The 15759-nt window shown below is 40.9% G+C and carries 14 protein-coding genes; 11 read left to right on the top strand and 3 right to left on the bottom strand.

Annotation, left to right across the window (positions count from 1 at the left end; genetic code table 11):
- Positions 1–150 precede the first annotated feature (150 nt).
- The 7 genes from IGM13_RS12770 (at position 151) to IGM13_RS12740 (ending at position 8444) form a co-directional block, all read left to right on the top strand.
- Positions 151–948 (top strand): TIGR00282 family metallophosphoesterase, encoded by a 798-nt coding sequence (locus IGM13_RS12770; RefSeq protein WP_002354864.1) that lies wholly within the window; start codon positions 151–153, stop codon positions 946–948.
- Between the two features lie 73 nt (positions 949–1021).
- Positions 1022–1408, top strand: coding sequence for a RicAFT regulatory complex protein RicA family protein (locus tag IGM13_RS12765; RefSeq protein WP_002359008.1), 387 nt, complete (start codon positions 1022–1024; stop codon positions 1406–1408).
- On the top strand, positions 1409–3985 hold the full coding sequence (gene mutS / locus IGM13_RS12760; protein WP_048945183.1) for a DNA mismatch repair protein MutS: 2577 nt from the start codon (positions 1409–1411) through the stop codon (positions 3983–3985). It begins immediately after the preceding gene.
- Positions 3986–4016: 31 nt separating this feature from the next.
- Positions 4017–6149: a DNA mismatch repair endonuclease MutL gene (gene mutL / locus IGM13_RS12755; protein ID WP_002419631.1), complete on the top strand. Its 2133-nt coding sequence runs from the start codon at positions 4017–4019 to the stop codon at positions 6147–6149.
- 24 nt (positions 6150–6173) lie between these two features.
- Positions 6174–6728 (top strand): Maf family protein, encoded by a 555-nt coding sequence (locus IGM13_RS12750; protein ID WP_002419630.1) that lies wholly within the window; start codon positions 6174–6176, stop codon positions 6726–6728.
- A 132-nt stretch (positions 6729–6860) separates the two neighbouring features.
- A complete protein-coding gene (msrB, locus tag IGM13_RS12745) occupies positions 6861–7298 on the top strand; it encodes a peptide-methionine (R)-S-oxide reductase MsrB (protein ID WP_010715474.1) in 438 nt (145 codons plus the stop codon).
- A 174-nt stretch (positions 7299–7472) separates the two neighbouring features.
- Positions 7473–8444, top strand: coding sequence for a ribose-phosphate diphosphokinase (locus IGM13_RS12740; RefSeq protein ID WP_002381060.1), 972 nt, complete (start codon positions 7473–7475; stop codon positions 8442–8444).
- Positions 8445–8498: 54 nt separating this feature from the next.
- Here the strand turns inward: IGM13_RS12740 and IGM13_RS12735 are convergent, their stop codons facing one another.
- The gene (locus IGM13_RS12735; protein ID WP_224567316.1) at positions 8499–8663 is read right to left on the bottom strand and encodes a CPBP family glutamic-type intramembrane protease; all 165 of its coding nucleotides are present in this window, start codon (positions 8661–8663) and stop codon (positions 8499–8501) included.
- Positions 8664–9315: 652 nt separating this feature from the next.
- On the opposite strand from IGM13_RS12735, the gene IGM13_RS12730 reads away from it, so the two are divergent.
- Positions 9316–9438: a hypothetical protein gene (locus tag IGM13_RS12730; protein ID WP_002419628.1), complete on the top strand. Its 123-nt coding sequence runs from the start codon at positions 9316–9318 to the stop codon at positions 9436–9438.
- Between the two features lie 345 nt (positions 9439–9783).
- A complete protein-coding gene (pepG1, locus tag IGM13_RS12725) occupies positions 9784–9927 on the top strand; it encodes a type I toxin-antitoxin system toxin PepG1 (RefSeq protein WP_002392696.1) in 144 nt (47 codons plus the stop codon).
- A 304-nt stretch (positions 9928–10231) separates the two neighbouring features.
- On the opposite strand, the gene pgmB is transcribed toward pepG1, so the two are convergent.
- Together pgmB and IGM13_RS12715 are read right to left on the bottom strand one after the other, a co-directional pair.
- On the bottom strand, positions 10232–10882 hold the full coding sequence (gene pgmB / locus IGM13_RS12720) for a beta-phosphoglucomutase (RefSeq protein ID WP_002419627.1): 651 nt from the start codon (positions 10880–10882) through the stop codon (positions 10232–10234).
- Between the two features lie 14 nt (positions 10883–10896).
- Entirely contained in the window at positions 10897–13641 is a 2745-nt protein-coding gene (locus IGM13_RS12715) for a glycoside hydrolase family 65 protein (protein WP_002419626.1), read from the bottom strand.
- A gap of 260 nt (positions 13642–13901) precedes the next feature.
- Between IGM13_RS12715 and treR the strand changes: the two genes are divergently transcribed.
- Both treR and IGM13_RS12705 read left to right on the top strand, forming a co-directional pair.
- Positions 13902–14615, top strand: coding sequence for a trehalose operon repressor (treR, locus tag IGM13_RS12710; protein WP_002354877.1), 714 nt, complete (start codon positions 13902–13904; stop codon positions 14613–14615).
- 378 nt (positions 14616–14993) lie between these two features.
- Entirely contained in the window at positions 14994–15692 is a 699-nt protein-coding gene (locus IGM13_RS12705; protein WP_002419624.1) for a WxL domain-containing protein, read from the top strand.
- Positions 15693–15759: the final 67 nt, after the last annotated feature.

Raw genomic sequence — 15759 nt, 5'->3', positions numbered from 1 at the left:
CGAATAAGTATCGCGTGTAGTGTCTCAACGAACAATTGCAAGGATTGTTCGTTGAGACACTTTTTTTAATCTTTTAAAACCAAAACTTTCTTTTCAAAGCGAAAACAACTATAATAAACAAGAGATGTTAAAAAGAGAAGAGGAACCTTTTTGCGTATATTATTTATAGGAGATGTTGTCGGTTCTTTAGGAAGAGAAGCCTTAGCAACGTATGTCCCTAAATTAAAGAAGAAATATCGTCCACAAGTGACCATTGCCAATGGTGAAAATGCGGCATCTGGTCGGGGAATTACTGGCAAGATTTATAAGAAATTTTTGCAAGATGGTGTCGATGTTGTTACGATGGGTAACCATACGTGGGACAACAAGGATATCTTTGAATTCATTGATGATGCGAAGAAAATGGTTCGTCCAGCGAACTTTCCAGAAGATGTGCCTGGTCAAGGAATGGTTTTTGTGAAAGTCAATCAATTGGAACTAGCGGTGATTAATTTACAGGCCCGCACATTTATGGTGCCATTGGAAGATCCTTTCAAGAAAGCCGCCGAGCTAGTGGCTATCGCTCGCAAACGGACACCGCTCATTTTTGTGGATTTTCATGGCGAAACGACGAGCGAAAAACAAGCCATGAGCTGGTTTTTAGATGGCCAAGTTTCAGCCGTTGTTGGAACACATACGCATGTTCAAACAAATGATGCTCGGATTTTACCGAAAGGGACAGCCTTCTTAAGTGATGTCGGTATGACCGGTCCTTATGATGGGATTTTAGGAATGAAGCGTGAACCGATTATTGAGAAGTTTATGACAGCATTGCCGAAGCGCTTTGAGGTAGTCGAAACAGGGCGGACAATTTTATCTGCCTGTATTTTAGAGATTGATGACCAAACGGGCCAAGCGAAGATGATTGAGCCGATTCAGATTAGTGAAGATCGCCCGTTTCAAGAATAATAGAAGAAAAGTTAATCTCGGATCATTAAGAGGTTAACTTTTTCTGCTCTTATAGAAAAAGTGCCGGTGAAAGATGAAGGTGAAAAAAATGGAGCCGTTGAATTTAGATGCACAAAGTAATAAAGAATTAGAAAAATTGTTACATTTAATTGGACAAGATGAAGTCATTCAGCGCTACCAAGCGATTGAAGAAAAGGTAAAGAAAAACAAAAAGCTGACAGAATTAGTGGAAGAAATTAAAGCTGCACAAAAAGATGCGGTTCAATTTGCTCACTATGGCAAACCAACTGCTGAAAAAGAAGCCATTCAACGAGCCGATGCGAAAACAAAAGAATTTGATGAGCACCCACTCGTTGTAGCCTACCGCGAACAACTGATCGAAGCCAATGACTTAGTCCAACATGTCACGGCGCTCATTCAATACCGCGTGAACGAAGAGCTAGAGAAGGAAGGGAATTAAATGCCACAAAAGACAAAAAATACACCCATGATGGAACAATATTTATCCATTAAGGACCAATACAAGGATGCGTTTTTATTTTATCGCTTAGGTGATTTTTATGAGTTATTTTATGAAGATGCTATCAATGCAGCGCAAATCTTAGAATTGACGTTAACCAGTCGTAACCGCAATGCGGATGATCCGATTCCTATGTGTGGCGTTCCTTATCATGCCGCGCAAGGTTACATTGATACGTTGATTGAGCAAGGCTATAAAGTAGCGATTTGTGAGCAAGTGGAAGATCCAAAGACTACCAAGGGTATGGTCAAACGAGAAGTGGTCCAGTTGGTAACGCCAGGAACGGTGATGAATAGTAAAGGCTTGGAAGCCAAAGACAATAATTACTTAACCGCTGTGCTAACAGATGGTAATCAGTTCGGTTTTGCCTATGTAGATTTGAGTACAGGCGAATTAAAAACAGCAGTCTTGGCTGATGAAGAGGGCGTTTTGAACGAAGCTTCTGCGTTGCAAACAAAAGAAATGGTCCTAGGTTCAGGGATCCCTGAATCGTTAAAAGAGAACTTAAGTTTACGTTTAAATATTATCTTTTCGACACAAGAAACGGTGGAAGAAAATGCCGAGTTTAGTTTTTTAACCAATGAACTGATTAATCCATTAGAAATTGAAATTACAGGCAAGTTATTATCTTATTTATCTGTTACCCAAAAGCGGAGCTTGTCCCATATTCAGAAAGCTGTGGAATATCAGCCAGATCATTTCTTAAAAATGGATCATTATTCTAAATTCAATTTAGAATTGAGTCAGTCGATTCGAACAGGACAGAAAAAAGGGACTCTTTTGTGGCTATTAGATGAAACGAAAACAGCTATGGGCGGCCGTTTGTTGAAACAATGGTTGGATCGTCCGCTAATTCAGGAACGTCAAATTAAGGCGCGTCAAGAAATGGTGCAATCCTTATTAAATGCCTATTTTGAACGCTTAGATTTGCAAGCAGCATTGACGAACGTTTATGATTTAGAGCGGTTAGCAGGACGCGTGGCATTCGGCAGTGTGAATGGGCGTGATTTAATTCAATTACGGATCTCTTTAGAACAAGTACCAACGATTCGACAGTTAATTGTCGGGATCAATCAAGGGGAATGGGATGATTTATTAGTCGACTTAAACCCTGTTGAAGATTTAGTGGCATTGATTGCGACGGCGATTAATGAAGAAGCCCCTTTACAAATTACTGAAGGAAATGTTATTAAAGACGGCTATAACGACCAATTAGATGAATACCGTGATGCCATGCGTAATGGTAAGCAATGGTTAGCGGAGTTAGAAGCGAAAGAACGCCAAGAAACAGGCATTAAAAACTTGAAGATTGGCTACAATCGTGTCTTTGGTTATTTCATTGAAATCACTAAGTCAAATTTAGCGAATTTAGAAGAAGGAAAATACGAGCGTAAGCAAACATTAGCTAATGCGGAGCGCTTTATTACGCCAGAACTAAAAGAACTAGAGCGTTTAATCTTAGAAGCCGAAGAAAAATCAGTTGAACTAGAATATCAATTATTCTTGGCCGTGAGAGAACAAGTGAAAACGAATATTGATCGATTGCAAACACTGGCTAAAACCATTAGTGCGGTTGATGTTTTACAATCTTTTGCAACAATTAGTGAACGGTATCAATACGTTCGACCAACGTTAAGAAGTAACACGAAAAATTTGGCGATTGTCGAAGGACGACACCCAGTCGTGGAAAAAGTTTTAGGGCATCAAGAATACATTCCAAACAGTATCCGCATGAACCCAGAAACAGATATTCTCTTGATTACTGGACCAAACATGTCAGGGAAAAGTACCTACATGCGTCAATTGGCTTTGACGGTGGTCATGGCGCAAATTGGCTGTTTTGTACCAGCGGAAAGTGCTGAAATGCCAATTTTCGATCAAATTTTTACACGGATTGGGGCCTCTGATGATCTAATTGCAGGGCAAAGTACCTTTATGGTAGAAATGATGGAAGCCAACCAAGCACTGCGGCACGCCACGCCTAACAGCCTAATTTTATTTGATGAATTAGGACGCGGCACGGCAACCTATGATGGAATGGCGCTAGCGCAAGCCATCATTGAATATATCCATCGTGAAGTACAAGCCAAAACGCTATTCTCTACACATTATCATGAACTAACTGTTCTAGATGAAACCTTAAAAGGCTTGAAGAATATTCACGTGGGCGCTGTTGAAAAAGATGGCGAAGTGGTCTTTCTTCATAAAATGATGGAAGGACCTGCTGATAAGAGCTATGGGATACATGTTGCTAAAATCGCTGGTTTACCAAGCCCGCTTTTAGAACGAGCAGCCACCATTTTATCCGCTTTAGAAGCAGAAGAAACAACGATTCCAAGTTCAGTTCATCATGAAGAAGTTTCAGAAGTCCATGAAGAAACCGAGCAACTTTCATTATTTAAAGAAGTTTCAACAGAAGAATTAAGTGTCATTGACACATTGAAGAAAATGAATCTATTAGAAATGACACCACTAGATGCGTTAAACATGCTTCATCAATTGCAAAAACGTATCTAATTAGGAACCGAACCGGTTAGGAGGTCGTGAAATGGGGAAAATTCAAGAACTATCCGAACAACTAGCCAACCAGATTGCTGCTGGTGAAGTTGTTGAACGTCCCGCTTCTGTCGTCAAAGAATTGGTGGAAAATGCACTGGATGCAGGAAGCACCCAAATTGATATTTTTATTGAAGAAGCTGGCTTGAAAACCATTCAAATTATTGATAATGGTGAAGGAATTGCCAAAGAAGATGTACTGAATGCCTTCAAACGCCATGCCACAAGCAAAATTCATACAAGAGATGATTTGTTTCGAATTCGCAGCTTGGGGTTCCGAGGCGAAGCCTTACCAAGTATTGCCTCAGTTTCTGAAATGATTGTCGAAACTGCCACAGCTGAGGAAGAAGAAGGCAGCTATGTGATTCTAAAAGGGGGCAAGGTCGAAGAAAACCGACCAGCAGCCCTCCGTAAAGGCACAAAAATGACCGTTTCTAATTTATTTTATAATACGCCTGCTCGTTTGAAATACGTCAAAACGATCCAAACGGAATTGGCCAATATCGGTGACATTGTCAATCGTCTGGCGTTAAGTCACCCTAAAGTCGCTTTTCGCTTAGTTCATGACGGCCACAAAATGATGAGTACAACAGGCAATGGTGATTTAAAACAAACGATTGCGGGGATTTATGGCATTAGCACCGCAAAGAAAATGTTGAAAATTGAAGGAAAAGACCTTGATTTTACTTTGACAGGGTATGTCTCATTGCCAGAAGTCACACGGGCCAGCCGCAACTATTTATCAACGATTATCAATGGTCGCTATATTAAAAATTTCGCGTTAAATAAAGCAATTGTAGCCGGCTATGGTTCGAAACTAATGGTGGGGCGTTTTCCAATTGCTGTGTTAGAAATTGAAATGGATCCGCTGTTAGTCGATGTCAATGTCCATCCTACTAAGCAAGAAGTTCGTTTAAGTAAAGAAAAAGATTTAATGGCATTAATTGAACAGGCGATTCAAGAAGTGTTGAGCCAAGAACAGTTGATTCCCAATGCGGCAGACAATTTGCGGTTTAAAAAGAAACTACCGCCAGAACCTAAAGCCGAACAAATGGAAATTCCTTTATCGACTGAACAACCTGCGGTAAAACAACGACCGGGCAGCTTAAGCTATAATCCCGCAACAGGTCGCTTCTATGCGGAACATGCGACAGACGAAACACCAGTCTCAAGCGCCCCTGAAACTGTCAACCAGACAGAAAGAGCAGTGGACCCAATGGACGATCCATTTGCGCCGCCAGTACCAGAATCAACGAGTGTAGCGGAAGAAACGTCAGCTTACGAAATCTCTTCGGCAGCTGTTGATTCCGCAAATCATTGGGAAACAGCTAGTAATGAGCAACAGATAATAGCCGAAGAAACGAAAATAACTGAAGTATCTGATTCAGAACCTTCTCTGCGTTCATCAGAGGTTGCTGACGAGGTTTTCCAAGAAGAAATGAAACTTCACCCAGAATTTGATGCCAATAGCGCTGCGAGTCAAAGAGAACTGAAACAAGCCCTGAATAAGTTGGAAGAAGAACGACCGACAGAACGTTTTCCTGAGCTAGAATACTTCGGTCAAATGCACGGAACTTATTTATTCGCACAAAGCAAAGATGGCCTGTTTATTATCGACCAACACGCTGCCCAAGAACGAATTAAATACGAGTACTTCCGTGAAAAAATTGGCGAAGTCAGTGATGATTTACAAGAATTATTGGTACCAATCGTTATTGATTATCCAAATAGTGATGCCTTGAAAATTAAAGAGCAGAAAGAAACCCTTGCAGAAGTCGGCATCCATTTGGAAGACTTTGGACAAAATAGTTTCATTGTGCGGGCGCACCCAACTTGGTATCCTGCAGGCGAAGAGGAAAGCATTGTTCGCGAGATGATTGATATGTTGCTAACAACTGGCTCGGTCAGCGTGAAAAAATTCCGTGAAGCAACTGCCATTATGATGAGCTGTAAGCGATCCATCAAAGCCAATCATTACCTCAATGAGCAACAAGCACGCGTGCTATTAAAAGATTTAGCTTTGTGCGAAAATCCGTTTAATTGTCCGCATGGACGTCCGGTGCTGATTCATTTTACGAATTCAGATATGGAACGAATGTTTAAACGCATTCAAGACCCCCATTAAAAAGAAACGAGGCGTCATCAATTTATGCAAATTATTTTAGCATCCCAATCTCCTCGCCGTCAGGAGTTATTAAAGCGTGTGGTCCCAACTTTTACGATTGCACCAGCCGATATCGATGAAACTGTTGGCAAAGACGGCTTACCAGCAGAATATGTGGCGCAAATGGCTGCCCAAAAAGCAGCGGCTATAGCAGAACAAACCCCCGAAGCACTAGTCATTGGCTGCGATACAATTGTGGCATTGGCGGGAGAAATCCTCGGCAAACCCACTTCTCGGGAAGACGGTTATCGCATGTTGCGCCTCCTAAGTGGCAAAACACATGACGTGTATACAAGTGTGACGTTGAAACAAGGGGAAAAAGAGCGCTCCGCGACAGTTCATTCAACCGTGACGTTTTATCCACTGACAGACACGGAAATCCATGCTTACTTAGATACCGCAGAATATGCCGACAAAGCAGGCGCTTATGGTATCCAAGGACAAGGAGCATTATTAATTGAAGCAATCGCTGGCGATTATTACGCCATTATGGGCTTACCAATTGCCAAAGTAGCCCGACTACTAAAAGAATTCAACTAATAAAAGACAGTCCTTTTCATTCGTCAAAAAGAGAAAGGACTGTCTTTTACTATGCAAACTATTAGGTGCCTGTTTGGCAAACGTGGTATCATTGAACCCAATAAATTGAACAGAAGAAAAGGAGTGGACAGAATGACAAAACCAACAGAAGAAGAATTAAAACAAACCTTGACGGATCTTCAATATGCCGTCACACAAGAAAACGCAACAGAACGCCCTTTTTCAGGAGAATATGATGACTTTTACCAAGACGGAATCTATGTAGACGTTGTTAGTGGCGAACCGTTGTTTAGCTCCCTGGACAAATACGATGCTGGTTGCGGCTGGCCATCCTTTACCAAACCAATTGAAAAACGTGGCGTCAAAGAAAAAGCTGATTTTAGTCACGGCATGCACCGAGTAGAAGTTCGCAGTCAAGAAGCGGATTCACATTTAGGGCATGTTTTCACTGATGGCCCACTCCAAGAAGGCGGCTTACGTTATTGCATTAATGCGGCAGCTTTGAGATTTGTGCCAGTGGCAGATTTAGAAAAAGAAGGCTATGGCGAGTACCTTTCTTTATTCAAATAATCCTCATTTTTTAGACAAATACGATAAAATAGTTAGAAGAAAGCGACTTTTGATGAATATCTTGTATGAAATACAGAAAATCTCTTGATTTATTTGGCTAGGACTACTATTATTTTAGAAGGAAAGTATTGTTCAGTTTTAACGAATTGGCTGAAATAGAAAGTGGAGGTTCTAATGTCGAAACATTATTTTGATCCAAGATTGAAAATCTTTTCTTTGAACTCTAATCGTCCCTTAGCAGAAAAAATTGCGGATGCTGTGGGTGTGGAGCTAGGAAAGTGCTCTGTAACACAATTTAGTGATGGCGAAATTCAAGTGAATATTGAAGAAAGTATTCGTGGTGCACATGTTTACGTCATTCAATCAACAAGTAGCCCTGTTAACGATAACTTAATGGAACTATTAATCATGATTGATGCGTTAAAACGTGCGAGTGCTAAAACAATTAACGTGGTTATGCCTTATTATGGGTATGCACGTCAAGACCGTAAAGCACGTGCCCGGGAACCAATCACTGCTAAACTTGTTGCAAACATGATTGAAAAAGCTGGCGCAACAAGAATGTTGACATTGGACTTACATGCGGTCCAAATTCAAGGATTCTTTGATATTCCAGTGGATCATTTGATGGGTGCACCATTAATTGCCGATTACTTCATCGAACACGGCATTCAAGGCGATGACGTCGTTGTTGTTTCCCCTGACCATGGTGGTGTAACGCGTGCGCGTAAATTGGCAGAATTCTTAAAAGCACCAATTGCGATCATTGACAAACGTCGTCCAAAAGCGAACGTAGCAGAAGTAATGAATATCATTGGTCATGTGGAAGGCAAAACATGTGTCTTAATTGATGACATGATTGACACAGCGGGGACAATTTCTCTTGCTGCAAACGCATTGAAAGAAGCTGGAGCAAAAGACGTTTACGCTTCTTGTACACATCCCGTTTTATCAGGACCAGCCTTACAACGTATTGAAGATTCAGCAATTGAACGCTTAGTTGTAACAGACTCTATTTACCTATCTGATGATCGTAAAATTGCTAAAATTGACGAAGTCAGCGTTGGTGAATTAATCGGAGATGCGATTAAACGTATCCACGAAAACAAACCAGTTAGTCCGTTATTTGAAACAAAAAATAAATAATTACAAAAAAACCGCCCACATCATTTTTCTGATGTGGGCGGTTTTTTTTGTGTATTATAAATTATTTAATAGCAAATGAATCGCAAGAGGATACGTGAGATTGTTATTACAGAAATAATAGGTAGAGGCTAAAACCCAGCCCATTCCACAATAAAAAAGCATGGAAATTGATGGTAATAGTCCATGGCTAAGACCAAAAAAAAGACCAGAAAAAAATATTTTACATAAGACACTTCGAGAGGTGTTTTTTTATAAAAAATAAGTTCATAAAAATGCCACGAGTCAGGAGTTCTTCTATTATAGGTGAAAAGAGTCTAGTATGAAGGGCCATTAAAACAGGTGCTACATTTCGGACTTCATTAATATAATGTTGATTTTCTGGAGTAGGAATGCGTGAGAAAAGTAAATTTAGAATAATAGAAAATAAGAACATGCCAATAGCTAGTAATAGATTTTTAAAGATAGCTTGCTTTTTTTCTTTACTATTTTTTTATAGAAAACTGACAGCACGATAATAATAATTAAAGATAGTATACTATCAAAGATAATCAAGGTTTTTTCGTTATTTTTTATAGCTATTAAGCTCATTCCAGTTAATGCTTCTATGCTGGGTAGGGCTGTCAAAAAAGTGAACAGGAGATAAAGAAGTGTTTTTTTCTTTGTAGATAATTTTGTTTCGATACTATAACAACCCCCTTTTCTATTTTGTCAGAATGATATGTTTACAAATTGAACTACTAATCAAGGAATAAAAAGGAAATGAAAAAATGATGCTTCCTCTATTGTGACTTTTATTATAATTAGATAAAATATAGATGTCAAAAAGATTAAAAAGGTTGGAGCTTTAAAAATATTGGAAAGGAGTATACAAATGAAAAAGATAACTGAACGACCAATTGTCAAAATCTTAATTAAGATTTTGATGTTTGCCTTATGTTTTTATGCGGGGATAAAATTCGTTGATTTCATTTTTCCGTTAGTAGGATTTAAATAATAAGCAAAAGAAATGAACGTGGAGACAAGCACAAAGTACCATGAACTTCGTTGCTAATAGTAAAGTATTGATCCTTGGAAACTAAAAAGCTGTTAAAAATGACAATAAAAAATAACCGTCAACTTTGATCGGTACGGTTATTTTTTGTAACAAAATCGGTCACCGTCTTAAACGGCTCTGCATCAGAGAGGTATGTTGAAGCATATCTCTCTTTTCGTTTTCATTATAGCACATTTTCCTAAAAAAATATATTTGAAACTAATTATTTTTTAGTTTTACATGGTATAATCTAAGTGTAGAGAAGTTATGGCGGTGGCCATCTAATCTGAAAGTGAGGTGGTGCGTATGAGCGTACTTCCAAAATTTACGGAAAGGAGAGGCCTGTTGTCAGCATATGAAACAATTCAGACGATCCTAGGGTTTGGTATGTTTACCATTGCTTTGATTGCGCTGATTGTGAAATTGCTTAAAAATGACAATAAAAAATAACCGTCAACTTTGACCAAGCACGGTTATTTTTAAATAATTAACATGGTCACCGTCTTAAACGGCTCTGCATCAGAGAGGTATGTTGAAGCATATCTCTCTTTTCATTTTTATTATAGCACATTTTCCCGAAAAGTACGAATAAATTTATCGTTAATCCGTGAAATCCTAAAAGCTGTTAAAAATGACAATAAAAAATAACCGTCAACTTTGATCGAGTACGGTTATTTTTTGTAACAAAATCGGTCACCGTCTTAAACGGCTCTACACTAAAGAGGTGTCTGCTGCTAAAGGTTCTTGTCCTTCTTTAGCGATTGAGCAGAGCATCAACGCTTAGTTCAGTCATTTCAGAGACTTGTATGTCGGCTCCGAGTAAGGATTGGTTGGCCGACAAGCCGACGGCATAGATGCCTGCGGCTTTCAAGCCGTCAATGCCTGATTGTGCATCTTCAAAGCCAATGGCGTTTTGCGGTAGCACGCCAATACTGTCAGCGGCGGCTAAAAAGATTTCAGGATCAGGTTTGCCTTTGCTTAACGAGTCGGGATCGACAATTGTGGCGAAGTACGCGCGCACGCCTAATTTTTCCAAAATCAGGGGCGCGTTTTTTGAAGCTGAAGCCACGGCACAGGGAATGTGACGTGCTTGGGCTTGCTGTAGCAATGGCACGACACCAGGTAAAACATCTTCTGTCGTTAAATGTTCTAATAATTGAACGTAGTGGTCATTTTTTTGCTGAGCTAAGGCTTCTTTTTCTGCTGGAGTAAACGCATTTTCACGGTGGCCATGGGCTAAAATGCGGTCCAAGGAATCCATCCGACTAATGCCTTTTAATGTTTCGTTGAAGGTTTCGTCAATGGGGATACCTAGCGAATCGGCCAACGCTTTCCAAGCTTGATAATGAAATTTGGCGGTGTCAGTAATGACACCATCCAAATCAAAAATAAATCCAATCGTCATTGTGGTTCGCTCCTTTATTGATAATGTACTTCTTTTGGTCGTTCGGCGGTTAACGGAATTAACGCGCCCTGAACCAATAATTGTGTGTCTTTATCTGCTGTAATCGTGACACTGGTTTGTGTTAATGAAAATTGATACGTCACGCCTTGATGAATAAACTGGAACGCCAGCGCTTGCCAATGTTCAGGTAAGTTTGGACAAATTGACAACTCGTTTTGGCGCGTGTCAACGCCTGCATACGTCGCTAAAGTAACGTGGATCGTCGCAGCCATGACCCCTGTATGAATCCCTTCAGCGGTCGTGCCACCTTGAATGTCACGATAATCGGAATACAACGCTTCTTGATAAAGTTGCCAAGATAGCTCATGGAATTGCGCCATTTCTGCCAATTGAGCATGAACAATTCGTGACAAAGTCGAACCATGAGACGTCCGTTTTAGATAATACAAAAGATTTTTTTCCAAATAATCCGCAGGCAATTGATACCCTAAATCTTCTAAAATTTGATCCACCCGAGTTTTGTCTAAGTTGTAGAACAACATTAACGTGTCGGCTTGTTTCGCCACTTTGTAATCATCGGGAGATTCTCCTTCGGCTTTTAAAATTCGATCCATGCGGTAAATATTGCCGTATTTCTCTTTCATCGCTGCCCAGTCAATCTCTTTTAAGCCGAAATACCCTTCATATTGCGCAATAATGCCGTCAGAATTAACTTCAATTTCCAGTGAATTTTGAATTTGCTGCATGCGGGCTAGATCACCCGAAGTGGTCTGAGTTTTGGCAAAAAGTTGTGTCTGTTCTTCCTCAGAGAAAAGTGCCAAAATGTTGGTTAATTCTTCGAATAGCCAAACCACCATCAAATTCGTATAGGCGTTGTTTTTCAAGCCGCTTTCCGCTTGGTCTGGATAGCCCTCGTGAAATTCATCAGGTCCCATCACTTTATCAATAAAGAACCGTCCTGTTGCGTCGTCTAACGTCGCAGCGCTGTTCCAAAATTGAGCGATTTCTAACAACATTTCGCCGCCATATTGTTTCATAAATTCATGATCCTGTGTACTATGCCAATACAACCAAGCATTGTAAGCAATCGCCAAGGACACATGCCGTTGCAAAATACTATGATCCTCGCCCCAATGTCCATTCAACGGATTTAAGTGAAGTTTTTGCGTGGTTTCCCGCCCATCACGTCCTGATTGCCACGGATACATTGCGCCACGATACTGGCTGGCCGCCGCATTTTCCTTCGCCTTCTCTAATCGATGGTAGCGATACAGCAACAATTGTTTCGCCGTGTCAGGATAATGTTGAATATAAAAAGGTAAAATAAAAATTTCATCCCAGAAAATATGTCCACGATACGCTTCACCGTGCAAGCCTCGGGCGGTAATCGAGACGTCCAATGCTTGCGCTTGGTTACTAAAAGGCGAAGCCGAAGCCAGCAAGTGATAACTGTGAATCCGTAAAAGTTTTTGAGACATCAAATCGCCTGTCACAGTAATGTTGGCTTGTTGCCAAAGGGTTTGCCAAGCGCGGGCGCTTTCCTGAGCGGCGGCCGCAAAAGAGTCCTTCGGCGTAAATGGTACCTGCCAACTTTGTTCGGCGTGGCTGGCTTGCACATAGACTTGTTTTTCTAGCGTATAGCGCGTTCCTTGGTGCGCCATCACGGTCACCACTTGGGCGATTTTTTCCGCTTCTTCTTGAATCGTAATCGCCTCTTTTTCAAAAAAATCACCGGTTATCAAGGCCGTTTCTCGGACGCTCAAGTTGGATTGATTGGTACAAACCTCAATCACGGTTTTGTTTTCCTGCGCGCTTAATGCTGTCACCTGAAAATGTTTCGCTGTTAAGTTACGATACCGCGCCACGTTATAGTTGTAGACACTGCCATCCGTGACGGTTTTCAAAGTAATCGGGGCCGAAAAGTTTACCGGCTCAAACGTATATTGCAGATGATAGTCATTCGGCTGTGCCATATTGGCGATTTTTTTCGTCGTTAATTTAATTTGCTGATTGTCCGCATCTTTCAAAATCATTTCTGCGACAAACAACCCTGTTTTCAAGTTCAATTGACGATGTAATTGTTGTAGTGTGTCTGGAGAAATCGTTAACCAGTCAGTGGCATCGCCAATTTTTAAAGCGATGTGTTGGTTATCAGGAGCATTGACGAAATCTTCATTTTCCACTACTTGACCCGCAACTTCCGAAGCTGCTGTATTATAAAGCCCCGCAATGTAGGTCGCTGGATAATGATCATCAGAAATCGTCATCTCAGGGGTTGTGCCGCGCAAGCCTAAAAAGCCATTGCCGACAGTTAACAGGGACTCCACCGCATATTCATTTTTCCCAGGCACGTAGCCATAATAGTCCAAATGCCAAGCCAGATACTGCCGTTTTTCTTCAAATGCTTCCAGCAAATTCGGTGTCGCCGCTTGTTCGGCTGCCGTTAAAAGTGGCGTGTTTAACTGTTCTGCGAACGCTTGAATCACCGCTTGCGGAACTAGCGCCAACGTTTCCTCTGGGGAAAAGAAGTCCGCTGGGAAATCAGCCACAATCCCCCCCAGAATCGGCGCCGCCTCTGCCAAAATCAATTGGCACAGTTCAGGAACCGTTTCTTCGATAGTCAAGGCTTCGAAAGGGAACGTTTTTTGGTGAAGCGGTTCCAATTTATGGTTAAAAAAAGTCGTCGTTAGTTGGTTCGTTGCGAATGTTAATTCTAAAATAGTCATGTTTGGCGCCTCCTCGTAAACTTGTATAGACATGTTGTGTTTGACTACAGTATAGTATGAACGAATCAGAATTACAAGGATTTTCCCTAGATTCTTGGGAAAAGTTTTCCAGAAGGGGGCTGTAACAGACTGCGCTGGTTCCGAAAAAAAGGCGGTCAAGCAGTGGTTTAGCTGGGGGAGTCAGTGCGTAAGCAAGGCAGAAAGTGCGGGGGATTTTTCTGACCAGCTCTAGGTTTTTCGGAGGGAATATGCTATGCTTTTAGAAAAGAAATTGTTGGTAGAGGAGGATCGGCATGAACAAGTTTCATGACATATTTTTAGAATTAGAACAACAAATTGTCCAAGGCGACTATCAGCCAGGCGATTTATTACCTAGTGAAAATCAATTAGTGGAAACCTACAATGTTTCCCGTGAAACAATTCGGAAAGCCTTGAATTTACTGATTAACGCTGGCTATATTCAGAAAAAACAAGGCAAAGGCTCGATTGTCTTAAACTTTAAAAAATTTAATTTCCCTATTTCAGGAGTGACCAGTTACAAGGAGTTACAACAAACGCAACATATTGAAAGTCATACTCATGTAGTTTCCTTAGAAGAAATTCCTGTGGAGCGCAACTTGGCTCAATTAACTGGTTGGACAGAAGGCGCCCCTGTTTGGCGCTTAGTCCGGCAACGGGAGATTGAAGGGGAAGTCGATATTTTAGATATTGACTACTTGATTAAAGAGATTGTCCCAGAACTGCCGAAGCACCGTGCCGAAGATTCGATTTTCGATTATCTGGAAAACGACCTTGGCTTGGCGATTAGTTATGCTCAGAAAGAAATTACCGTGGAACCGCTCACAGAGATGGACAAGCAGCTGATTGGTGAAGTCGAAGGCAATCATGTCGTGGTGGTCCGCAGTATCATGAACTTGGAAGATACGCGCTGTTTTGGCTATACGGAATCCCGTCACCGCTTAAACAAATTTAAGTTTGTGGAATTCGCCCGTCGTCGCAAGTTGTAAGTCTTGGCGACTAGCAAATGCAAAAATGGCTGTCATTAAATGGAAATTGACGATTTTTTCGCCGAAATCGCGGATAAATTTATAAGATTTTAAAAGAAAACGTCAAAAAGTAAGAGTCGAACCCTTACTTTTTGACGTTTTCTTGCTGTTTATTAATCGATTTTGCCGTGAAAATCATTAAATAACACTTTCGAATGTCGAAAAGTGTTGAAATTTATGTTTAAAACCAAGGAATATCGTTGATATCAAAAGAATTGTTGATTTTTTCTATGCACGGTTAAATATTTAAAATCACAGACACAGGGGAATCTTGTATAATTAAGACCATAGCTTCAGAAAGGCATTCTGGAAATTCTTGAACAAAGGAGGCATACATAGATGAAAAAGAAATTATTTGCAAGCTTACTCGTTGGTAGTGCAGTCGTTGGGGCAAACTTGGTGCCTCTTTCGGCACAGGCTGTCACAACAGGAAATACACCAGTCCAAGTAGAATTTGATGGGGGGAAATTAGCAGATCAGGGAGATAATACTGGCGCAATCGTAGATCCCGATCCGACGAAACCGAATACGAATTTTGACTTATTAGCCATTCCGAAAATTTTTGATTTTTCTCCAGTAAAAATTGGCGAAGATTTAACCGCCATTAAGCCCATTTCAACTAAGCCAAAATCGATCATGGTGGGTGATGTCCGCGGAACCAAAGAAGGTTGGCATGTCACTGGCGAAGTAGTGAGCATGAGCAATGGCACAGATACATTAGATGGACAGATTACTTTTGGGATGACACCATACTATGCCATATTCAATGAAAGTACGAGTTCTTACGGGGGCTTCAACACTCTGAATGGCATGAATATCGCTAATGATCCAACGGCCCCTAGCTTTGACGGTGCGAGCCTTAAGATTGGTGGCGGCGCTACGGCTTTAATTAACGCCCCTCTAGGAAAAGGGCAAGGGACTTGGTCAGGTCGTTTAGATAACTTAACGTTAAATGTAACGACACCAATGCAACAACTGAAAAAAGGCGCGTATACAGGCAATGTCACTTGGAACCTTGTGGCAGGACCAGCAATTTAAACGTAAACAGAGGTAAACAATAGCGGACGGAAGAGCTGTTTAAATGGTCTTCCGTCCGTTATTAAAC

The sequence above is a fragment of the Enterococcus sp. DIV0561 genome, assembly GCF_050539875.1.
In the GTDB taxonomy this organism is placed as follows: domain Bacteria; phylum Bacillota; class Bacilli; order Lactobacillales; family Enterococcaceae; genus Enterococcus; species Enterococcus faecalis.
Note: the sequence above shows the minus strand (reverse complement) of the source record. Positions and strands in the feature narration are given on the sequence as shown.

What these genes read in the sequence shown, in the direction of transcription:
- IGM13_RS12765 (WP_002359008.1), top strand. Translation starts at nt 1,022, where the DNA reads ATGAAGGTGAAAAAAATGGAGCCGTTGAATTTAGATGCACAAAGTAAT.
- mutS (WP_048945183.1), top strand. Translation starts at nt 1,409, where the DNA reads ATGCCACAAAAGACAAAAAATACACCCATGATGGAACAATATTTATCC.
- mutL (WP_002419631.1), top strand. Translation starts at nt 4,017, where the DNA reads ATGGGGAAAATTCAAGAACTATCCGAACAACTAGCCAACCAGATTGCT.
- IGM13_RS12750 (WP_002419630.1), top strand. Translation starts at nt 6,174, where the DNA reads ATGCAAATTATTTTAGCATCCCAATCTCCTCGCCGTCAGGAGTTATTA.
- msrB (WP_010715474.1), top strand. Translation starts at nt 6,861, where the DNA reads ATGACAAAACCAACAGAAGAAGAATTAAAACAAACCTTGACGGATCTT.
- IGM13_RS12740 (WP_002381060.1), top strand. Translation starts at nt 7,473, where the DNA reads ATGTCGAAACATTATTTTGATCCAAGATTGAAAATCTTTTCTTTGAAC.
- IGM13_RS12730 (WP_002419628.1), top strand. Translation starts at nt 9,316, where the DNA reads ATGAAAAAGATAACTGAACGACCAATTGTCAAAATCTTAATTAAGATT.
- pepG1 (WP_002392696.1), top strand. Translation starts at nt 9,784, where the DNA reads ATGAGCGTACTTCCAAAATTTACGGAAAGGAGAGGCCTGTTGTCAGCA.
- pgmB (WP_002419627.1), bottom strand. Translation starts at nt 10,882, where the DNA reads ATGACGATTGGATTTATTTTTGATTTGGATGGTGTCATTACTGACACC.
- IGM13_RS12715 (WP_002419626.1), bottom strand. Translation starts at nt 13,641, where the DNA reads ATGTCTATACAAGTTTACGAGGAGGCGCCAAACATGACTATTTTAGAA.
- treR (WP_002354877.1), top strand. Translation starts at nt 13,902, where the DNA reads ATGAACAAGTTTCATGACATATTTTTAGAATTAGAACAACAAATTGTC.
- IGM13_RS12705 (WP_002419624.1), top strand. Translation starts at nt 14,994, where the DNA reads ATGAAAAAGAAATTATTTGCAAGCTTACTCGTTGGTAGTGCAGTCGTT.